The sequence below is a fragment of the Paenirhodobacter ferrireducens genome, from assembly GCF_004022265.1.
In the GTDB taxonomy this organism is placed as follows: domain Bacteria; phylum Pseudomonadota; class Alphaproteobacteria; order Rhodobacterales; family Rhodobacteraceae; genus Rhodobacter; species Rhodobacter ferrireducens.
The window spans coordinates 105157-126065 of record NZ_SAVB01000004.1; the positions used below are offsets into that span (position 1 = coordinate 105157).

Sequence of the window (20909 nt, forward strand, 5' to 3'; positions counted from 1 at the left end):
GCCGTTTCGGCCCCTTTAACGATGACCGTGCGGCAAGTTGTCCACGCCATCGCCACCTGTCACGCAAGCGTTACGAATCTCTCAGTATTTTCAGCTACTTGTGTGATGCTTGAAAATTATTTGCACGATTTCAACGACTTAATTGATCGCCTAAAAATTGGGCGATCCAAAGAACAACCCCTGATTCAAGGGAAAATCGACGTTCCCGGAAACTTCCCAACAGAGTTATCCACAGAAACCGTGGATGCCTTTTCTCTTGAACCCGTCGCCTTAACATTGCAGCCAGAAACCGGAATCAAGGCTCCGAGATGACCGACCCAGAGATCGCTTCCGATCCCGCCGAAATGCCGCAGCCGCCGCGGCTGATCGGCCATGCGCTGATCGCCGATTACGTGTCGCGGCTGGACAGCTCGCCCGGCGTCTACCGGATGCTGAACGACCGGCAGGAGGTGCTTTACGTCGGCAAGGCGCGCAACCTGAAGGCGAGGGTATCGAACTATGCCCGGCCCTCGGGGCATTCGGCGCGGATCGCGCGGATGATCTCGGAAACGCGCTACATGATGTTCCTGACGACGCGCACCGAGACCGAGGCGCTGTTGCTTGAACAGAACCTGATCAAGCAGCTCAAGCCGCGCTACAACGTGCTGCTGCGCGACGACAAGAGCTTTCCCTATATCCTGCTCGACAAGAGCCACCCCTTCCCCGAGATCCGCAAGCACCGTGGTGCGCGCACGGTGAAGGGCGCCTATTTCGGCCCCTTCGCCTCGGCCGCGGCGGTGAACCGCACGCTGAACCACCTCGAACGGGTGTTCCAGCTGCGCAACTGCTCGGACGCGATGTTCGCTTCGCGCACCCGGCCCTGCCTGCAATACCAGATCAAGCGCTGCTCGGCGCCCTGCGTCGGCAAGATCTCCGAGGCCGAGTATGGCCGCACCGTCGCCGATGCCGAGCGCTTCCTCGAGGGCAAGTCGACGGCGATCCAGCAGGAGCTGGCCGAGGAAATGCAGGCCGCCTCGGATGCGCTCGAGTTCGAGCGCGCGGCGGCGCTGCGCGACCGGATCGCGGCGCTGACCACGGTGCAGCAGAGCCAGGGCATCAACCCGCGCGGCGTGGCCGAGGCGGATGTGGTGGCACTGCACATGGAGGGCGGGCAGGCCTGCGTGCAGGTCTTCTTCATCCGCGCTCATCAAAGCTGGGGCAACCACGACTTCTATCCCAAGACTGGCTCCGGCGCGGAAGAGGCCGAGGTGATCGAGGCCTTCCTCGGTCAGTTCTACGACACGAAGGAGGCACCGCGGCTGATCCTGCTGTCGCATCCGATCGAGGATCTCGATCTGATGGAAGAGGCGCTCGCCGGCAAGGCCGGCCACCGCGTCGAGATTGCCGTGCCGAAGCGCGGCGAGAAGGCGGAACTGGTCGAGAACGCCCTGCGCAACGCGCGCGAAAGCCTGGGCCGGAAGATGTCGGAATCGGCCGCCCAGGCGCGGCTGCTCAGGGGCCTGGCTGAGGCCTTCGGTCTGCCGAAGCCCCCCGAGCGGATCGAGGTCTATGACAACTCGCACATTCAGGGCACGAATGCGGTCGGCGGGATGATCTGCGCCGGCCCCGACGGCTTCATGAAGAGCCAGTATCGCAAGTGGAACATCAAGGGCGACGAGCTGACCCCCGGCGACGACTTCGGCATGATGAAGGAGGTGATGACCCGCCGCTTCGCCCGCCTGCTGAAGGAAGACCCCGAGCGCAAGACCGACGCCTGGCCGGACCTGCTGCTGATCGACGGCGGCGCCGGGCAGGTCTCGGCGGTGCACGAGATCATGGTCGAGATGGGCGTCACCGACATCCCGATGGTCGGCGTCGCCAAGGGCATCGACCGCGACCTCGGCAAGGAGGAATTCCACCGCATCGGCGCCCGCCCGATGGCGCTGCCACGGCAGGATCCGGTGCTTTATTACATCCAACGGCTGCGCGACGAGGCCCACCGCTGGGCGATCGGCGCACACCGGGCGAAGCGCGCCAAGGCCGCGATGGCGAACCCGCTCGACGAGGTTCCGGGCATCGGCGCCACCCGCAAGCGCGCCCTGCTGCAGCATTTCGGCTCGGCCAAGGCGGTCAGCCGGGCGGGCGTCACCGACCTTGTCGAGGTGCCCGGAATCTCGCAGGCGATGGCCGAAACGATCTGGAACTTCTTCAACGACAAGATGTGAGCGCTCACATCCTGCCGAAAAATGCGGCTTGACGGATCGCGGCGGCAGGCGTAGCGGCCCGCAAATGACAGACGAAAGCCCGATCCGCCACGCACTCACCCATCCCGAAGACCTTCTGGCCGAGGGCCTGATCCCCCATGCCGCGCTGCCGGCCCTGAAAGAGGTCGCGCAGGACTTCCGCATCCGCCTGACCCCGGCGATGCGTGCCGCGATCGCCCGCACCGAGGCCACCGACCCGGTCGCGATGCAATTCGTGCCCTCGCCGAAGGAGCTCGAGATCCGCGCCGAGGAGCTGATCGACCCGATCGGCGACGGCGCGCATTCGCCCGCCCCCGGGGTGACGCACCGCTATCCCGACCGGGTGATCCTGCACATCACCAAGACCTGCGATGTCTATTGCCGCTTCTGCTTCCGCCGCGAGACGGTGGGCGAGACCGGCCCGCTGCCCGAGGAGGCACTGGCACAGGCGCTGGCCTATATCGCCGCCACCCCGGCGATCCGCGAGGTGATCCTGACCGGGGGCGACCCGCTCACGCTCTCGCACCGGCGCCTCGCTGACGTGCTGAAGCGGCTCGACGCGATCGCCCATGTCACCACGCTGCGCATCCACACCCGGGTGCCGGTGGTCGCGCCCGAGCGCATCGATGCCGATCTGGTGGCGCTGCTGTCGGGCCTGCGCGCACCGGTCTGGGTGGTGCTGCACACCAACCACGCGCAGGAATTCACCGCCGAGGCGCGCGCGGCGATTGCCCGGCTGGTCGATGGCGGCGTGCCGATGCTGTCGCAGTCCGTGCTGCTGCGCGGGGTGAACGACAGCCACGAAGCGCTGATCGGGCTGTTCCGCATGCTGCAGGACAACCGGGTGAAGCCCTATTACCTGCATCATTGCGACCTGGCCCGCGGCACCTCGCATTTCCGCACCACGATCGCCGAGGGCCGGGCGCTGATGGCGGGACTGCGCGGGCATCTGAGCGGCGCCGCGGTGCCGACCTATGTGCTCGACATCCCCGGCGGCTTCGGCAAGGTGCCGGTCACCGCCGACCATTTCACCCCCGGCCCCACCCGTGGCAGCTGGCGGGTGACCGACTGGCAGGGGCGCGTTCACGATTACGTGGACCCGCCGCGCTGAACGGCCCTCTTTCCCTCGGGGCGCGCCCCCGCTAGGGTGCGCGCATGACCTGGACCCTGCCAAATACGCTCACGGTGCTTCGACTGCTCGCCGCCCCCGGCGTGGCGGTGATGTTCCTCTATTTCCACCGCCCCTGGGCCGACTGGCTGGCGCTTGCGCTCTTCGTCGGCGCGGCGATCACCGATTACTTCGACGGCTACCTTGCCCGACTGTGGAAGCAGGAGTCGAAATTCGGCGCCATGCTCGACCCGATCGCCGACAAGGCGATGGTGGTGATCGCGATCATGGTGCTCACCGGCTATTCGGGCATGAACCCCTGGCTGATCCTGCCGGCGACGGTGATCCTGTTCCGCGAGGTCTTCGTCTCGGGGCTGCGCGAATACCTCGGCGCCGAGAAGGGCAAGCTCAAGGTCACCAAGCTCGCCAAGTGGAAAACCACCGCGCAAATGGTGGCGATCGCCACGCTGTTCCTCGGCACCGGGCTCGACTTCCTCGAAAAGGGCCGCGCGCCGCGCGCGGGCGAGGGCGACCTGCCGACCGGGCTCAGCCCCGCCGACATGGCGAACCACGTCGGCCTCGGCCTGATCTGGATCGCCGCGATCCTGACCGCGATCACCGGCTGGGACTATTTCCGCAAGGCCCTGCCCTTCCTGCGGGACCCCGGCCGTGATTGACGTCGTCTATTTCGCCTGGGTGCGCGAGCGCATCGGCCTGCCGCGCGAGCGGGTCGAGACCCGGGCGGCGACGGTGGCGGATCTGGTGGCGGAACTGAGCGCGCGCGAAGAGCGCTATGCCGCGGCCTTCGCCGACATCTCGGCACTGCGCGTCGCTCTCGACCAGGAGCTGTCCGAGTTCGACGCGCCGCTGGCGGGCGTGCGCGAAGTGGCCTTCTTCCCGCCGATGACGGGCGGCTGAGATGCGGATCGCCGTGCAATCCGCCCCCTTCGACGCTGCGGCCGAGATCGCAGGCTTCGGCGCGGGCACGAATGCCGGCGCGCTCGTCACCTTCACCGGCCTCGTGCGCGACGACAGCGGCCGGATGCAGGCGCTCGAGCTCGAGCATTACCCGGGCATGACCGAACGCGCGATCGCGAAGATCGCCGAGGAGGCAATGACCCGCTGGTCGCTGGCCGATTGCCTGGTGATCCACCGCTTCGGCCGGCTGACGGTGGGCGAGCCGATCATGATGGTCGCCACCGCCGCCCGTCATCGCGCCGCCGCCTTCGAGGCCGCCGAGTTCCTGATGGACTATCTGAAATCGCGCGCCCCCTTCTGGAAGAAGGAGATCAGCCCGGATGGCACCTGCTGGGTCGCGGCGAAGGCAAGCGATGAAGACGCCCTGACGCGCTGGTGACATCGCACGCAAGGGGGGCAGCGCCCCCTAGAGATTGTCCTCGACCCGGAACCCCGCCGGGATCGCGTCGCGCCCCTCGAGGATCAGATCCGCCATCACCTGTGCCACCTTTGGCGCCATGCCGAAGCCGATCTTGAACCCGCCATTCGCGATGAACTGTCCGGGCCGTCCGGGCCAGGCGCCCAGCATTGGCGCGCGCGAGCGCGCGCGTGGCCGCACCCCCGCCCAGCGGTCGACGACCTCGGCCCCCGCAAGCGCCGGGCAGATTGCCCGCGCCTTCTCGATCAGCGCCTCGAGCTGTGCGTCGGTGCTGTCGGGCGCGTCGAAGTCGCGCTCGGAGGTCGAGCCGATCGCCACGGTGCCATCCGCATGCGGCACGATATGCACGGCGTCGGCATAGATCTGCGGCACCGCGCCTGCATCGTGGCGCAACAGCGCCGATTGCCCCTTCACCCCGCCGCCAAGCGTCTTGCCGAAGGCCATCCCGAGATCCGCAAGCCCCGGCGCGCCGGTCGCGTGCAGCACCGCGCCCTCGTCCTCGGCCGCGCCGATCACGATCTCGCCGCCAAGCGCGGTCAGCGCCGCGGCCAGCGCCGCGCAGGCCGCGCGCGGCGCGGCGCGGGCCGAAAGCGTGTCGTGGACCACGAGCCCGGTCGGAGAGAGCGGCACGAAGGGGGCGAATGTCTCGGCCGGCAGCACCCGCCACAGCGCCGCGGTGCGCCAGTGTTCGGCCGCGCCGGCGGCGCGGGCCCGCGCCCGCTCGACCGCAGCAGCGTCAACCAGCGGCTGGATCCGGCCGAGTCGGGCATAGCCCGCGCCCTGACCGCCCGCGGCCTCGACCGCCGCCCAGAACGCCTCAGCCCCAAGCAGGCTTTCAAGCTGGAACTGCTTCTTCGGGTTCCAGGTCTCGGGCACATGCGGGGCAAGCGCCCCCACCGTGCCGCCCGACGAGCCCGCGCCGATCCGCACCCGCTCGATCACCCGCACCTGCGCGCCGCGCCGTGCCATCTCGAAGGCGCAGGCAAGGCCGAACACGCCGCCGCCGCGCACTGTCACCCGATCCCCTCTTGCCATTGCCCGGACCTTTCGCCAGTTTCCACGGGAATTCGCCTCAGGCACTACCCGCAATGACCTCCCCTGACCAGAGCCCTGCCGCGCTCGACTGGCGCGACGGAACGACGCCCGTCTCGACGCGCTTCGACGACCCCTATTTCAGCCTCGCGGGCGGGCTTGCGGAAACGCGCCACGTCTTCCTGGCGGGCAACGACCTGCCGTCGCGGTTCCGCCCGGGCTTCCGGGTGGCGGAGCTGGGCTTCGGCACCGGGCTGAACCTGATCGCGACGGCGCTGGCGACCGACACGCCGATCCGCTTCACCTCCTTCGAGGCCTATCCGATGTCGGCGCCCGAGATTGCCCGCGCGCTCGCAGCCTTTCCCGAGGCCGAGGCCGCCGCCGGCTCCTTCCTTGCCGCCTGGGGCCGCGGCGAGACCTGCTTCACCCTGCGCAGCGTCTCGGTCGAGGTGATCCTCGGCGATGTGCGCGAGACCCTGCCCGCCTGGGCAGGCGCCGCCGACGCCTGGTTCCTCGACGGCTTCTCGCCGGCGAAGAACCCCGAGATGTGGGGCGAGGATCTGATGGCCGAAGTCGGCCGCCACACCGCGCCCGGCGGCAGCTTCGCCACCTATACCGCCGCGGGCTTCGTGCGCCGCGGCCTTGCCGCCGCGGGCTTCGCGGTCAGCCGCGCCCCGGGTCATGCCGGCAAGCGCCACATGAGCCGTGGAGTGCGCCCATGACCGAACAGAACACCCGCCTCGGCGTCGCGATGATGGTCGCGGTGACCTTCATCTTCGCCGCACAGGACGGCATCTCGCGCCATCTCGCGGGCACCTACAACGTCTATCTGGTGGTGATGATCCGCTACTGGGTCTTCGCACTTTTCGTGCTCGGCCTCGCGCTGCGCAGTGCGGGCGGGCTGAGGGGGGCGCTGCGCACCAAGCACCCGCTGATGCAGAGCCTGCGCGGCGTGCTCCTGGTGGTCGAGGTCTGGGTGGCGATCATCGCCTTCGTCAAGCTCGGACTGGTCGAGAGCCACTCGATCTTCATCTCCTACCCGCTGATCGTCGCCGCGCTCTCGGGCCCGGTGCTGGGCGAGAAGGTGGGCTGGCGGCGCTGGCTGGCGATTGCCACGGGCTTCGTCGGCGTGACGATCATCCTTGCCCCCGGCAGCGGCGTGTTCCGCCCCGAGGCGCTGATCCCGCTCGCCGGCGCGATCATGTTCGCGATCTATGCGCTCGCCACCCGCTGGGTCGCGCGCGATGATTCGGGCGAGGTGTCCTTCTTCTGGACCGGCATCACCGGCGCGCTCACCGCCACCGCCGGCGGGATCTGGTTCTGGCAGCCGATGAGCGCGGGCGACTGGGGCTGGATGGGCCTGCTGTGCCTGACCGCGATCGCCGGGCACTGGCTGATGATCCGCGCCTATGAGATCGCCGAGGCCTCGGCGCTGCAGCCGATCGCCTATCTGCAGCTCGTCTTCGGCGCGATCTTCGGCATCACCATCTTCGGCGACGTGCTGCGCCCGAACGTGGCGCTTGGCGCAGCGGTCACCGTCGGCGCGGGGCTCTTCACCCTGTGGCGGGCGCGCCGCGCGGCGCAGCGCTAGGGCGCGATGCCGCGCAGCTCGTCCGAGAAGGTGATCGGGCCGTGGCCCGCCACGCCCAGCCGGGCGCGATAGACCGGCAGGCTCTCGGCCACCCGCATCACATAGGTGCGGGTCTCGGTGAAGGGGATCATCTCGACCCAGTCGACCACGTCGACCGTCGGCACCCGCGGATCGCCCATCTCCTCGATCCAGCGCCGCGGCCGGCCCGGGCCGGCGTTGTAGCCCGCCGCCACCAGCACCGGCGAGGCGCCGAACTCGGCGCGCAGCTTCGCCAGATAGGCCCCGCCAAGGCGCAGGTTGTAGGTCGCGTCCGTGGTCAGCCGCGGTGCGCTGTAGGTCTCGCCGATCGTGGGCGCCATCAGCTTCGCCGTGCCCGGCATCAGCTGCATCAGCCCGCGTGCGCCGACATGGCTGATGACGGCGTGGTCGAATTCGCTTTCCCGCCGCGCGATCGAGAGGGCCAGCTCCTCGGGCACACCGAGGTCATGCGTGGTCAGCTCGGGAATCGGATAATAGGCCTGCACCAGCACCGTGCCGCCACTTGCCGCGCGCTTGGCCAGAAGCAGCGCCAGATGCGGATCGCGCCATTCGTCGGCCAGCCGGGCCAGTGCCGGCAACGCCGCATCGGGCAGGCCTTCCTCGAGATGCAGGATGAAGCGCGCCGCCAGATCCCCGTCGCCCGCCGCCTGCAGCTCCTGCGCCGCGGCGAAGACCGAGCTGGTCGTGAACCCCTGTCCGCGCCAGTCGGGCAAGGGCGCGGGGGCCGAGAAGGCGGGATCGAGCGGCTCGCCCGCGCGCTCGGCGCACAGGAGGCCATAATAGGCCGTCTGGAACCGTGCCCCGTCGCGATAGGCGGCCTGCGCCTCGGCGGTCTTGCCCATCCGCTCGAGCGCGCGGCCGCGCCAGTAATCGGCACGCGAGGTGCTGATCGGGCTTGCCACCTCGGCGCCAAGCGCCTCGAAATGCGCAAGCGCCTGCGGCGCATCGCCGAGCTTCAGCGCGGCAAAGCCCGCCAGCCATTCGAGATCGGCCCAGTCGCCGCCCCCCGCAGCCAGGTGATGGCCCGCCGCCAGCTTGTAGGCGAGCGCCACATCGCCCTTGCGCAGGAAGAAACGCGCCAGCTGGCCGCGCAGCGTCGACCAGGCCCCCGGATCGCCCAGGGTCTCGGCGCTGTCCGAGCGTGACAGAACGATCTCGGCTGCCCCCTCCTCGAGGCTCTTGCGCCAGCGCCAGACGGCGCGGTCGCGCGCCAGACCGGCCGAGTGCATCATGTAGTCGGGCACGGCCGCGATCAGCGCATCCACCCCCTGCGCGCGGCGCTGGAGCGCGATCCGCGCCGCGGCGACCGCCCGGGTACCAGAGGTGACAAGCGGCAGCAGGCGCGCCGCCTGCGCGGTCTCACCGCGGTCGAGCATCGCCTGCATCCGCCCGCCATGCGCCGGCGCCACCAGATCGCCATAGCGCGCGAGGAAGGCGGCCTCCTCGGCCTCGGTCAGGGTCAGGCCGCGCCAGGCGGTCTCGGCCACCTGCCGGGCGGCCTCGTCGCGGCCAAGCGCCTGCAACGCCGCAATCAGGGCAAGCGCGCCCTGCCCGGTCTGCGGCGCGGAATGGGCGAACCAGGCGACGACCGCGGCGGGGCTCGCTTCACTCAGTGTGTCCTCGCCCTTCCGGCGCAGAAGCGGCATCCCCGGCCAGTCGGCCCGGCGCGCGATGAAACCCGCGTAATCGTCGAAGCTGCCCCGCCCCGCGCGCAACCGCTGCCATTCGATCAGATCGGCGGCGATCTGCCCCGCCGGGCGGGCGGCGGCCGCCGCACCATCCCAGTCGCCGGCCTGCGCCGCCGCCAGCGCCGCGGCGAGCGCGGTGGCATCGGCCGCCCGGACGGGCGGCGGGGAAAGGGCAAGGGCGACGGCCAGAAGGACCGCCTGCGGAAGGGTTCGGATCATCGCTCTGCTCGTTTTTTCAAGTGGTGACCCGAAGCCCGCCCGGATGCAATTCACAAGTTGGCAAGAGGCGAAGGCTCGCCTATGGTCCGGCCGATTTCAACCGGGCGAATCCGCCCACACCGCAGGAGCGTGTCATGTTCAAAGGGTCCTTCCCCGCACTCGTCACGCCGTTCACGAACGGCGCAGTCGATTGGGACACGCTCAAGAAACTCGTCGAGTGGCACATCGAGCAGGGCTCGAGCGGCATCGTCCCGGTCGGCACCACCGGCGAGAGCCCGACGCTGAGCCACGAGGAGCACAACCGCGTGATCGAGGTGGTCGTGCAGGCCGCCGCCGGCCGGGTGCCGGTGATCGCCGGCGCGGGCTCGAACTCGACCTCCGAAGGGATCGAACTGATCCAGCACGCCGAGGCCGCCGGCGCCGATGCCGCACTTGTGGTGACGCCCTATTACAACAAGCCGACGCAGCGCGGCATGGTGGCGCATTTCACCGCGATGCACGACGCCTCGTCGCTGCCGATCATCATCTACAACATCCCCGGCCGCTCGGTCGTCGACATGTCGCCCGAGACGATGGGCGAGCTGGCGAAACTGCCCCGCATCGTCGGTGTCAAGGACGCGACCGGCGACCTCAGCCGCGTGGCGAAGCAGCGCCTGACCTGCGGGCCCGATTTCATCCAGCTCTCGGGCGAGGATGCGACGGCGCTCGGCTTCAACGCCATGGGCGGCGTCGGCTGCATCTCGGTCACCGCGAACGTGGCGCCGAAGCTCTGCGCCGAGTTCCAGGCGGCGACGCTGGCGGGCGATTACGAGAAGGCAATGGAATATCAGGACAAGCTGATCCCGCTGCACATCGCAATCTTCCTCGAGCCGGGCGTTGCGGGCGCGAAATACGCGATGTCGAAGCTGGGCCTGTGCGCGGCCGAGGTGCGGCTGCCGCTGACCGAGCTCACCGACGCCACCAAGGCCGCGATCGACGCGGCGATGGCGCATGCCGGCCTGATCTGAGGCGACGTCACAATCGGACACCGGGTCGGGGGGCGCTGCCCCCCGTCTTCGTTTCACGAAGACTCCCCCGGCCGCCTCAGACGTTGTGCAGGTAGAGCGCGTAATCGACGTCGGCGATCCAGCGCGCGACGCGGGCGTGCTCGGCCGCCTTGATCGCGGTGAAGGTGCGGTGCATGTCCGCACCAAGTGCCTCCTTCAGGAACTCCGACGCCGTCGCCCGATCGATCGCCTCGCGCCAGTCGCGCGGCATCGGCAGGTCGTCGGTGCCCTCATAGCCGTTGCCGGTGGTCTCGGGGCCCGGGTCGATGCGCTGCGCGAGGCCGCGGCGGATGCCCGCAAGGATCGTCGCACCGACGAGATAGGGGCTGGCGTCGACGCCCGAGGGGCGATGCTCGATCCGCCGCGCCTTGACCTCGCCCGCGGGGATGCGCAGCGCGACCGAGCGGTTGTTGACGCCCCACGACGGTGAGACCGGGGCATAGCTTTGCCCGACGAAGCGGCGCCAGGAATTCGCATGCGGCGCGAAGACCAGCATTGACTCGCCCATCGTCTGGCGTAGCCCGCCGAGCGCGTGCCTGATCGTCTCGGTCCACACCCCCTCGACCGCCTCGGCGAAGATGTTGCGCCCCGTGCCGTCCTGCAGCGAGACGTGGAAATGCATGCCCGAGCCCGCGTATTTCTCGACCGGCTTCGCCATGAAGCAGGCGGTGACGCCGTGCCGGCGCGCCTGCATCCGCACGATGCGCTTCAGCCGCACGAGGTCATCGGCCGCCTGCATCACGTCGGTGCGGTAATCGAGCGTCAGCTCGTATTGCCCCGGCGCATATTCCGAGATCACCGTCTCGGCGCGGATCCCCATCGCCTCGGCGGCGCGGTAGATGTCGGAAAACAGCGGCTGCATCCCGTGCAGGTGGTCGACGGAATAGACCTCGGTCCAGTCCGAGCGGCGCCCGTCGAGCACCGCGGCCGCCGGCCGCACGCCCGCGCTCATGTCCGGGTCGAGCAGGAAGAACTCGAGTTCGAAGGCGCCGGCGGGGAACAGCCCTTCGCCCGCCATCGCCTCGACCTGACGCTTCAGGGCATGGCGCGGATCCGAGCTCATCGGCACGCCCTCGAGCGAATACATGCTCATCAGCAACTCGGCCCGCGGCGGCGTGGTGCCATGGAGCGGCTTCAGCGTGCCCGGGATCGGCCAGGCGCGCAGATCGCCATCGCCCTGATCCCAGATCAGGCCGGTCTCGTGCACATCCTCGCCGACGATGTCGAGCCCGAGGATCGAGATCGGCAGGTGACGGCCGTTGCGGTAGAGGCCGATCAGCTCATGGCGGCGGATGATCTTGCCGCGGCCGATGCCGTTGGCGTCGGACAGGACGATGTCGATCGCCTCGATCTCGGGATGGGCGGCGAGGAATTCCTCGGCTTCCTCGATGGAGGAGCCGGACGGGGAAAGGGTCATGTCAGGTCTCGAAAAGAAGGCCCAGCACCGCGCCGAAGGCCTCGACCAGGCGGTCGATCTGGGCCTCGGTGGTGACGGGCGAAATCAGCATCATGTTGTGGAACGGCGCGATCAGGCAGCCGCGGTTCAAAAGCCCCTGGTGGATCGCCGCCTCGAGCGCGGGGGCATGGGCGGCCTCGGCTTGCGTGCCGTTCAGCAGTGGCCCGGGGGCGCAGATGAACTCGACCCGCGCGCCGACGCGCACCACATGCCAGGGGGCGCCGACGCGGACGATCGCCTTCGTCAGTCCCGCGCTCAGTCGCGCGGCGCCCGCCTCCATCCGGGCATAATTCTCGGCGGTCATCACCTCGGAGAGGGTGGCGACGAGGCAGGCGACCTGCATCGGATTCGCCGACAGCGTGGTGCCCATGCCGGAATGGCCGGCGGGGCGGGTGGCGTCATAGGCGGCAAAGCGGCGCGCAACGGTCTCGGTCACGCCCCAGATCGCGGTGGGCATCCCCCCCGCCACGCATTTGCCGGTGACGAAGATGTCGGGCATCAGCCCGTGCACGCGGCTGTACCCGCCCCGCCCCGACGAGATCGTGTGCGTCTCGTCGATGATGAGGAGCGCGCCGTGGCGGGTGGTCAGATCGCGCAGCCCGGCGTGGAACCCAGGCGCCGGCAGCACCATGCAGGAATTGGTCAGCACCGGCTCGGTCAGGATCGCGGCGACATCGCCCGCGGCCAGCGCCGCCTCGACCGAGGCGAGGTCGTTGAACTCGGCCGCGACGGCGACCTGCGTCAGATCCTCGACCTGACCGACAAGGCCCGGACGCGCCGCGGTCCGGCCGCCCTCGAGCCGCACCATCGTGTCATCGACCGTACCGTGGTAGCAGCCGTTGAACACCAGCACCTTCGGCCGCCCGGTGACGGCGCGGGCAAGGCGCAGCGCGAAGCGGTTCGCATCGGTCGCGGTCGTCGCGATCTGCCAGCGCATCGGACCGAAGACCTCGCACAGACGCCGCCCGGCCTCAAGTGCCGCCTCGCTCGGCAGCATGGTGGTGAGGCCGCGGTCTGCCTGCGCGCGGATCGCGCGGGCGACGGGGGCGGGCGAATGGCCGAACATCGAGCCGGTGTCGCCCAGACAGAAATCGTCGATCACATGGCCGTCGAGATCCTCGATCACCGCCCCCTCGGCGCGGGCGACCAGCATCGGGAACGATTGCGGCCAGTCGCGCATCCAGTGCATCGGCACGCCGTCGAGAAAGGCCCCGGCGCCCGCCGCAAGCGCGGCGCGGCTGCGCGGGCGAGCCGCAGCATAGACCGCAGCCTCGGTCGCCGCGAAATCGGCAATCCGTGCGGCGCTCGCCCCGCCGATGCGTTCATCCGTCATCTGCCCCTCCCGAGATCGGCGCAGATCAGCACGCCGGACGGTTCGCCGTCAACGCCCCGCGACGTGCCGTTCCGGCACGCCGTCTGCCAAAAGGAAAAGGCCCGGGCGCGCGGCCCGGGCCTTTTCGACAATCCTGTCCTCAGTGCGCGCGGGCGGCGACCGAGAAGAGATCGGCGTTCAACAGCAGATGCGCGCCGATCGCCACCGCATAGCCAAGCGCGATCGCCCAGGTCCATTTGAGGTGGGTGGTGAAGGTATAGATGCCACGCGCCTGCCCCATCAGCGCCACGCCCGCCGCCGAGCCGATCGACAAAAGCGAGCCGCCGACGCCGCAGGTCAGGGTGATCAGCAGCCACTGGCCATGCGTCATGTCCGGGTCCATCGTCAGCACCGCGAACATCAGCGGGATGTTGTCGATGATCGAGCTCATCGCACCGAGGATGGTGTTTGCCGCGGTCGGCCCGAGCCCCTGATAGAGCAGCCCCGACAGCATATCGAGATAGCCCAGAACGCCCAGACCGCCGACGGCGAAGATGATGCCGAAGAAGAACAGCAGCGTGTCCCATTCGAGCTGCTCGAACTGCTTGAAGGCGTCGAGCACCAGCTCTTCGTGCGGGCGGCGCTTGGTGATCTTGCGGGTCAGGAAATAGCTGTAGATCTGCATGTAGCCGAGGCCGAGCATCATGCCCAGCGCCGGCGGCAGGGCGAGGAAGTTCTTGAAGCAGATCGCGGTGACGATGGTCGCGAAGAACAGGAACACCACCATGCCCGCGCCCGGCTTCGGATGCGCGGTGCCATGCACGTCGGCCGGCATCTCGTTCGGGATCACGAAGGACATGATCAGCGCCGGCACCAGCCAGTTCAGCAGCGACGGGATCAGCAGGTCGAAGAACTCGAAGAACTCGATCACGCCCTTTTGCCAGACCATCAGCGTGGTGATGTCGCCGAAGGGGGTGAAGGCGCCGCCCGCATTCGCCGCGACGACGAGCGAGACGAAGGAGGTGGAGACGAATTTCGGATGGCCCTTGCCCACCGCCATCACCACCGCGCCCATGACCAGCGCCGTGGTCAGGTTGTCGAGCACGCCCGACAGGAAGAAGGCGATGACGCCGGTGATCCAGAACAGCTTGCGATAGGTCAGCCCGAGACTGACGAGCTTGGCCCGCAGCACATCGAAGACGCGCCGTTCCTCCATCGTGTTCACATAGGTGATGGCGACAAGGAGGAAGAGGAAGAGCTCACCATATTCCTCGACGATCCCGATTGCCTTCTCATGCGCGACGCCGGTCAGCCCCGCCCGCATGTAGGCGATGCCGATCAGCATCCAGATCAGGCCGGCCGCCAGCATCACCGGCTTCGACTTGCGCATGTGGGTCGCTTCTTCCGTGATCACCAGCGCATAGGCGCCGATGAAGATCAGGATCGAGGCAATGCCGATCACGCTGCCCGTAAGGTCCAGGCTTTCCATTCCGAGAGTTCTCCAGTCCCTGTTTCCGCTGGATTTACCCCCGGGCAGGCGCAGGAAACAAGTGCAATCGCGCCCAGGCGCAAAGACCGGGGGAGGCCCGCAGGAGCGGCCGGCCGGGACCGGGCGACTCACCCCTCGGGCGGGCGGCGGTGCCGGGCCGGCAGGGCCCGGCGAAATCCTCTCGCACATGCAGAATGCGCAACAACCTGCCGGTTCCGGCGTGGTCTGAGCAACAATGCGCTGAACCGCTGCGGCAGCAGCGCCGCACCCGCGACTTTGACGACTGTGTGACGCAATGCTCTCTTGCAAGTTTATGGGCACTATGCCTAAGGATTTGGCAACGAGGCTGCCCTAGGGTGGCCTCAAGAACTATCTGAGATACCTTGGAAAATAGATGCCTGCCCGTCGTCTTCAAAGACCAGCCCTGGTGACCCGCCGCCGCCTGCTCGGAACCCTGTCCGCCGGGGCCGTTCTGGCCTGCAGCGGCGGTTTCGCACGCCCGGTGCTGGCCCAGGACGCAGCTCCGGCGACCGAGCCCACCCTGGCGCCCCCCCCCGAGGTTCCAGCCGAACCCGCTGCGCCGCAGCAGGCGCCGTTCAGCTTCGACAGCCTGACCGAGGAGATGCGCGCGGCGACGGCGAAGCCCGACCAGCCGCAGCAACTGCCCGACAGCTTCCTGTCGCAGCTGACCTACGACGACTACCGGCTGATCCGCTTCAACCCCGAGCGCGCCCGCTTCGCCGATGTCGAGGAGACCCGCTTCCAGCTCCACGCCTTCCACATGGGCTGGCTGTTCAAGGAACCGGTGCTGCTCTACGAGGTCTCGGGCGACCAGGCCCGGCTGATGGGCTTCGACACCGACGATTTCATCTATGAGCGCGAGGCCCGCACCCATGTGCCCGAGCACACGGTACTGCCCGGCGTCGCCGGCTTCCGCCTGCACACGCCGCTGAACCGTCCCGACGTCTTCGACGAGCTGGTGGCCTTCCAGGGCGCCTCCTATTTCCGCTCGCTCGGCCGCGGCTCGGCCTATGGGCTCTCGGCGCGGGGGCTGGCGGTGAACACCGGCATGTCGATCGCCGAGGAGTTCCCGCGCTTCACCCGGTTCTGGATCCAGCGCCCCGAATCGGGCAGCAGCACGATCACCGTCTGGGCCGCGATGGAGAGTGCCTCGCTCACCGGCGCCTATCAGTTCGTCATCACCCCCGGCGAGGAAACGGTGATGGAGGTGACGGCGCGGCTGTTCCTGCGCAACAATGTCGAGCAGCTCGGCATCGCGCCGCTGACCTCGATGTTCCTCTTTGCCGAGCGCAACCATTCCGACTTCGACGACTATCGTCCGAACGTGCATGACAGCGACGGGCTGGGCATCACCCGCGCCGACGGCGAACTGCTGTGGCGACCGCTCGCGAACCCGCCGCGCCTCGCCTCGAGCTACTTCACCGAGACCACGCCGAAAAGCTTCGGCCTCTATCAGCGTGACCGGAATTTCGATCATTATCAGGATGCTGCCGCACTTTACGAGCGCCGCCCCTCCTGCGTGGTCGAGCCTCTGGGCGACTGGGGCAAGGGCGCCGTGCGGCTGGTCGAGATCCCCTCGGACCTCGAGGTCAACGACAATATCGTCGCCTTCTGGGTGCCTGAGGCGCCGGCGAAGGCGGGCGATGCGTTCGAATACCGCTATCGACTGCGCTGGGGCGACATCGAGCCCTTCGACGGCAGTGCGCTTGCGCGCGTGCTGGAGACCCGCGCCGGCGCCGGCGGCGTCTCGGGCGTGGCGAATACCGATGGCACCCGCAAGTTCGTCATCGACTTTGTCGGCGGTCTGCTGGAAAATCTCCCGGCGGAGGCGGTCGACAAGCTGAACATCGTCGCCTCGGTCTCGAAGGGGGAGATCGTGACGCAGGTGCTGCAACGCATTCCCGAGGACGGGATCTGGCGGCTCGTCCTCGACGTCAAGGCGCCCTCGGGCGCCACCGTGGAACTTTCCGCCCATATCGCGGGTTATGGCCGCAAGCTGACCGAAACCTGGCTCTATCAATGGATCAAGGCATGACCGCACTTCTCGAACCGCAAGCGGCCCGTTCCTCCGTTTCCGCCGAGGCGCTCAGCCCGGCAGAGCTCGTCGCGGGCCCCTGTGCCCTGCCCAACGCCCCCCTCGCAATGCCGATGCAGATCATCGAGCCGCGTGTGGGCCTGCTGCGGAGGCTTCTTTCAGGGCTGATCCCGCATCACCCCGCGGCGCCGTCGGCGGGCGCCGGCCTCTGACAAAATGAACCGCACAAGCATCTCGCGCGCGGGGCTCTATGCCCTGCGCTCGCTGGCCGTGGGCCTCAGCCTCGTCGCGGGGCTGGGGGCTTTCGTGCTGTTCCTGCAGTTCGGCGACGCGGACGGGCTCGACACGCTCGACATCCTGCGCGCGCTGCTGATCCTGATCTCGACGCTGTGGCTTGCCTGGGGCGCGATCCAGGCGCTGATCGGGCTGACCTCCTTCGCCCATCCGCCTGCCCATGACCCGGCCGCGCCGATCCGTGGCCGCAGCGTGATCCTGATGCCGGTCTACAACGAGGACCCGCTCGCCACCTTCTCGCGCGTCGCCGCGATGGAAGCCTCGCTGCGCGAGACGGGCGACCCGGCGCAGATCCATTTCGCGATCCTCTCCGACACCCGAAACGAGACCATCGCCCGACGCGAGCTGGTGCTGTTCAAGCATCTGGTCGAAGACCGAAACGGCATGGGCCGCTTCTTCTATCGCCGGCGCGAGAACAACGTCGGCAAGAAGGCCGGCAATATCGAGGATTTCATCACCCGCTCCGGCGGCGCCTATGACTATGCGGTGATCCTCGACGCCGACAGCCTGATGGAAGGCACGACGATCCTGTCGATGATCCGCCGGATGGAGGCCGAGGAGCGTCTCGGCCTGTTGCAGACCCTGCCGAAGGTGATCCGGGCCCGCTCGCGCTTCGGCCGCGCGATGCAGTTCTCGGCCTCGTTCTTCTCGCCGATCTTCGCGCGCGGCCTTGCGATGATGCAGGGTGAGACCGGCCCGTTCTGGGGCCACAACGCGATCGTGCGCGTGCGCGCCTTCGCCGAAAGCTGCGGCCTGCCGGCGCTGCGCGGCAAGCCGCCCTTCGGCGGCCATGTGATGAGCCACGACTATGTCGAGGCCGCGATGCTGGCCCGCGCGGGCTGGATCGTGCGGCTTGACGACGACCTCGGCGGCAGCTTCGAGGAAGGCCCCGAGAACATCGTCGACCACGCGAAACGCGACCGGCGCTGGTGTCAGGGCAACCTGCAGCATTCGCGCATCATCGGCGCGCCGGGCCTGCGCGCCTGGTCGCGCTTCGTCTTCGCGCAGGGCATCATGGCCTATATCGCGCCGCTGTTCTGGCTGGGCTTCATCCTCGCCTCGATCGCCGCGCCGATCCTTGCCCCGCCGCCCGACTACTTCCCGATCCCCTACTGGCCCTTCCCCTATTTCCCGCCGTCGGAGGCCTCGAAGGCGATCTCGCTCGCGATCGGCATCTTCGGCCTGCTGCTGCTGCCGAAGATCCTGATCGCCACCCGCGCCGCCTTCACCGGCCGGGCGAAGGGCTTCGGTGGCGCGCGGCTCGCTTTCCTGTCGACGCTGGGCGAGCTGGCCTTCTCCTCGCTCACCGCGCCGGTGCTGCTGATGTATGCGACGCGCTCGGTGTTTCAGGTGCTGCTCGGCCGTGATGGCGGCTGGCCCACCAACAACCGCGGCGACGGCACCCTGACGCTTGGCGAAAGCTTTGCGGCCTCGCACTGGATCGTCACGATCGGCACCGTCGGCCTGGCCGCGACCTGGGCCTTCGCGCCCGGGCTGCTGTTGTGGCTGCTGCCCGTTGGCGTGCCGATGATCTTCGCCCCGGCGCTGCTGCGCTGGTCCTCGCTGCCATCGAAGGGGCGGCTGATGGGCGTGCCCACCGAATATGCGCCGGCCCCGGTGATGGTGCTGCACGACCAGATTCTCGAGCGCTGGACCGCCGCGCTCATCCCCGAAGACGCGCCGGCCGCCCCGGCCGTGGCGCCGGAGAAGACCCATGCCTAAACTGTCCCCCGCTGCGGGGTCGGCGCTGCCCGTGGGCGCGCGCGATCCCCGTCTTGATTTCTTCCGCGGGCTCAGCCTGCTGATGATCTACATCAACCACGTGCCGGGCACGGTGTACGAGAACTTCACCTCGCGCAACTTCGGCCTGTCCGACGCCGCCGAGGGCTTCGTCTTCATGTCCGGCTGCGCCGCCGCGCTGGCCTATGGGCCGAAGATGAAGCAGGGACTGAACTGGGCCGCCGTCCGAAAGGGCTGGGGCCGGTCCTGGACGCTTTATCTCACCCACATGTTCACCACGATCTGGGCAATCGCCATCGTCTCGGGCGCGGCGCTGTGGTTCGGCGGCACCGCGATGCTCGAGCAGCAGGGCTATCAGGTGATGGGCAGCGATCCGCTCGCCTTCATGATCGGCATCGCCACGCTGGGCCATCAGCTCGGCTACGTCAACATCCTGCCGATGTATGCGGTGCTGATGCTGGGCGCGCCCTTCCTGATCCGGCTCGGGCAGCGCAACCCGCTGCTGTTGCTGCTGTTCAGCATCGGCTTCTGGGCGCTCAGCGGCCTCTTCCGCTTCGACCTGCCGAACTTCCCGCAGGAGGGGGGCTGGTTCTTCAACCCCTTCTCCTGGCAGATGATCTTCTCCTTCGGCATCCTCACCGGGCTGGCGCTGCGCCACGGCCACCGCTTCGCCCCGCTGAAGGGCTGGCTGATCTGGGTCGCCGCGATCTGGGTGGCGATCTGCCTGGTCTGGGTGAAGTCGGAGACGATCAAGGCCGGCGTCGGCGAGTATGTGCACCACCTGCGCGACCTCGGCGTGCCGTTCTTCCTGGTCGAGTTCGACAAGACCTATGTTTCGCTGCCGCGGTTCGCGCATTTCATCGCGCTCGCCTATCTGCTGTCGCTGCCCTGGGGCGTGCCGCGCTTTGCCGCCTCGAAGGCGATGGCGCCGGTGCGGCTGCTCGGCCGGCACGGTCTGCAGGTGTTTGCGGCGAGCACCGTGCTTGCGATCTTCTCGCAGGCGGTGAAGCAGGTGCATCCGGCGGGCTTCGGGCAGGACAGCGTGCTGATCCTCGGCGGGCTGGCGATCCTGTGGGCCTTTGCCGGGATCCGCGACCGGATCAGGCAATCCGACAAGGCCCGGGCCGAGGCGCTGCACGCCCGCCACGCCGCTCCCCATGCACCGGGCGCGGCGGCCGCGACGGCCGACGGCAAGCCGCAGTATGCCGCTGCCGCCCGCTGATCAGCCCTGCGGCGCGTCCAGCGCGCCGCAGCTTGCCGCCACGGTCTTCAGCGCCTTCAGCACCGCCTGCACCTTGGGCGTGCGGTGCAGGTCGACATGGGTCACCAGCCAAAGCGAGGATTCCCACTCCGGGATCGGCGCGATCACCTCGATCACCCGAGGATCGCGCCGCGCCTCGATCACCGGCAGGAACCCAAGCCCCATGCCATCGCGCACCGCCGCCGCCTGACTCTCCGGATCGTTCGCCATGAACACCACCGAATCCGCCGGCTGGTTCGCCGCAAGCCAGCGGAAGAACGGCGCCCGGCTCTCGCGGTTCTCGGCCCCGACGAAGCGGTGCCCGGCAAGATCGTCGATCGACGCGGGCCGGCCCATACGCTTCAGGTAATCCTCGGAGGCATAGAGCGCGACGCGGTTGACGCCGAGCGGCTGCACCACGTTGTCGGGCTCGGTCGGGCGACCGCCGGCGCGGATCGCCACATGCGCCTCGCCATATTCCAGACGGAACACCCGCTGATCGGTCAGATAGCGCAGCCGCAGCCCCGGATGGTCGATCATCAGCTGGGCAAGCGCCGGCAGCACGATCCCGGTCAGCGTCGGCAGCGAGGTGATGATGAGCTCGCCCGAGACCTCCTCCCCCGCCCCGGCGATACGCGCGGCAAGCTGCGAGAACTGATCCTCGGTCGCCTGGCCCACGGCCAGCAGCTGCAGCCCCGCCTCGGTCGGCGTATAGCCGCGCGGGTGGCGCTGGAACAGCTTGGTGCCAAGCCGCTCCTCGAGCGCATCGACATGGCGGATCACCGTTGCATGGTGCACGCCCAGCACCTCGGCCGCACCGGATACGGTGCCCACCCGCGCGACCTGATAGGCAGTGCGGATCTCGTCCCAATTGTCGAAATTCATCTGTTCACCCGCGAACACTCATTGCGCAATCATGACAATTGAGTTCACGGGCGCAAGGGCATTTCTTTGCTGCAACAGCAAACACCCGGAGTCCTC

19 protein-coding genes are annotated in these 20909 nt (G+C 68.6%); 13 read left to right on the top strand and 6 right to left on the bottom strand.

The window, feature by feature from the left end; translation table 11 throughout:
- The first annotated feature begins 21 nt into the window (after nt 1-21).
- The 6 genes from EOW65_RS04295 (at nt 22) to EOW65_RS04320 (ending at nt 4687) form a co-directional block, all read left to right on the top strand.
- A complete protein-coding gene (locus tag EOW65_RS04295) occupies nt 22-312 on the top strand; it encodes a hypothetical protein (RefSeq protein WP_128147763.1) in 291 nt (96 codons plus the stop codon).
- On the top strand, nt 309-2204 hold the full coding sequence (uvrC, locus tag EOW65_RS04300; RefSeq protein ID WP_128147764.1) for an excinuclease ABC subunit UvrC: 1896 nt from the start codon (nt 309-311) through the stop codon (nt 2202-2204). The genes EOW65_RS04295 and uvrC overlap by 4 nt, the downstream gene beginning before the upstream one ends.
- 64 nt (nt 2205-2268) lie before the next feature.
- Complete coding sequence (locus EOW65_RS04305) at nt 2269-3333, top strand: lysine-2,3-aminomutase-like protein (RefSeq protein WP_128147765.1); 1065 nt, start codon at nt 2269-2271, stop codon at nt 3331-3333.
- Nucleotides 3334-3377: 44 nt separating this feature from the next.
- Complete coding sequence (gene pgsA, locus EOW65_RS04310) at nt 3378-4007, top strand: CDP-diacylglycerol--glycerol-3-phosphate 3-phosphatidyltransferase (RefSeq protein WP_128147766.1); 630 nt, start codon at nt 3378-3380, stop codon at nt 4005-4007.
- Nucleotides 4003-4248: a molybdopterin converting factor subunit 1 gene (gene moaD / locus EOW65_RS04315; RefSeq protein WP_164879993.1), complete on the top strand. Its 246-nt coding sequence runs from the start codon at nt 4003-4005 to the stop codon at nt 4246-4248. The genes pgsA and moaD overlap by 5 nt, the downstream gene beginning before the upstream one ends.
- A 1-nt stretch (nt 4249) precedes the next feature.
- The gene (locus tag EOW65_RS04320) at nt 4250-4687 is read left to right on the top strand and encodes a molybdenum cofactor biosynthesis protein MoaE (RefSeq protein ID WP_128147768.1); all 438 of its coding nucleotides are present in this window, start codon (nt 4250-4252) and stop codon (nt 4685-4687) included.
- Nucleotides 4688-4714: 27 nt separating this feature from the next.
- On the opposite strand, the gene EOW65_RS04325 is transcribed toward EOW65_RS04320, so the two are convergent.
- The gene (locus tag EOW65_RS04325; RefSeq protein ID WP_128147769.1) at nt 4715-5761 is read right to left on the bottom strand and encodes an NAD(P)/FAD-dependent oxidoreductase; all 1047 of its coding nucleotides are present in this window, start codon (nt 5759-5761) and stop codon (nt 4715-4717) included.
- 53 nt (nt 5762-5814) lie between these two features.
- Here EOW65_RS04325 and mnmD point away from each other — a divergent pair, with 53 nt between their 5' ends.
- Both mnmD and EOW65_RS04335 read left to right on the top strand, forming a co-directional pair.
- Complete coding sequence (mnmD, locus tag EOW65_RS04330) at nt 5815-6480, top strand: tRNA (5-methylaminomethyl-2-thiouridine)(34)-methyltransferase MnmD (protein ID WP_128147770.1); 666 nt, start codon at nt 5815-5817, stop codon at nt 6478-6480.
- Entirely contained in the window at nt 6477-7349 is an 873-nt protein-coding gene (locus tag EOW65_RS04335; protein WP_128147771.1) for a DMT family transporter, read from the top strand. The genes mnmD and EOW65_RS04335 overlap by 4 nt, the downstream gene beginning before the upstream one ends.
- On the opposite strand, the gene EOW65_RS04340 is transcribed toward EOW65_RS04335, so the two are convergent.
- Nucleotides 7346-9295 carry a lytic transglycosylase domain-containing protein gene (locus EOW65_RS04340; protein WP_128147772.1) on the bottom strand — a complete coding sequence of 650 codons (1950 nt, stop codon included), beginning with the start codon at nt 9293-9295 and terminating at the stop codon, nt 7346-7348. The two genes, EOW65_RS04335 and EOW65_RS04340, sit on opposite strands and share 4 nt — an antisense overlap.
- Nucleotides 9296-9429: 134 nt before the next feature.
- Here EOW65_RS04340 and dapA point away from each other — a divergent pair, with 134 nt between their 5' ends.
- Complete coding sequence (gene dapA, locus EOW65_RS04345; RefSeq protein ID WP_128147773.1) at nt 9430-10302, top strand: 4-hydroxy-tetrahydrodipicolinate synthase; 873 nt, start codon at nt 9430-9432, stop codon at nt 10300-10302.
- 76 nt (nt 10303-10378) lie between these two features.
- Here dapA and EOW65_RS04350 read toward each other — a convergent pair whose 3' ends face one another.
- The 3 genes from EOW65_RS04350 to nhaD form a co-directional block, all read right to left on the bottom strand.
- Entirely contained in the window at nt 10379-11758 is a 1380-nt protein-coding gene (locus EOW65_RS04350) for a glutamine synthetase family protein (protein ID WP_128147774.1), read from the bottom strand.
- A gap of 1 nt (nt 11759) precedes the next feature.
- Complete coding sequence (locus tag EOW65_RS04355) at nt 11760-13130, bottom strand: aspartate aminotransferase family protein (protein ID WP_128147775.1); 1371 nt, start codon at nt 13128-13130, stop codon at nt 11760-11762.
- Between the two features lie 139 nt (nt 13131-13269).
- Nucleotides 13270-14598: a sodium:proton antiporter NhaD gene (gene nhaD / locus EOW65_RS04360; RefSeq protein WP_128147776.1), complete on the bottom strand. Its 1329-nt coding sequence runs from the start codon at nt 14596-14598 to the stop codon at nt 13270-13272.
- A gap of 394 nt (nt 14599-14992) precedes the next feature.
- On the opposite strand from nhaD, the gene EOW65_RS04365 reads away from it, so the two are divergent.
- From EOW65_RS04365 to EOW65_RS04380, 4 genes are read left to right on the top strand one after another with little or no spacing between them, the layout of a single operon-like run.
- Nucleotides 14993-16654 carry a glucan biosynthesis protein gene (locus EOW65_RS04365; protein WP_128147777.1) on the top strand — a complete coding sequence of 554 codons (1662 nt, stop codon included), beginning with the start codon at nt 14993-14995 and terminating at the stop codon, nt 16652-16654.
- Nucleotides 16651-16866, top strand: coding sequence for a hypothetical protein (locus EOW65_RS04370; RefSeq protein ID WP_128147778.1), 216 nt, complete (start codon nt 16651-16653; stop codon nt 16864-16866). Before EOW65_RS04365 ends, EOW65_RS04370 begins: the two co-directional genes overlap by 4 nt.
- Nucleotides 16867-16870: 4 nt before the next feature.
- Nucleotides 16871-18670 carry a glucans biosynthesis glucosyltransferase MdoH gene (mdoH, locus tag EOW65_RS04375; protein ID WP_128147779.1) on the top strand — a complete coding sequence of 600 codons (1800 nt, stop codon included), beginning with the start codon at nt 16871-16873 and terminating at the stop codon, nt 18668-18670.
- On the top strand, nt 18663-19910 hold the full coding sequence (locus tag EOW65_RS04380; protein ID WP_128147780.1) for an OpgC family protein: 1248 nt from the start codon (nt 18663-18665) through the stop codon (nt 19908-19910). The genes mdoH and EOW65_RS04380 overlap by 8 nt, the downstream gene beginning before the upstream one ends.
- Here the strand turns inward: EOW65_RS04380 and EOW65_RS04385 are convergent, their stop codons facing one another.
- Nucleotides 19911-20813 carry a LysR family transcriptional regulator gene (locus EOW65_RS04385; protein WP_128147781.1) on the bottom strand — a complete coding sequence of 301 codons (903 nt, stop codon included), beginning with the start codon at nt 20811-20813 and terminating at the stop codon, nt 19911-19913.
- Nucleotides 20814-20909 lie beyond the last annotated feature (96 nt).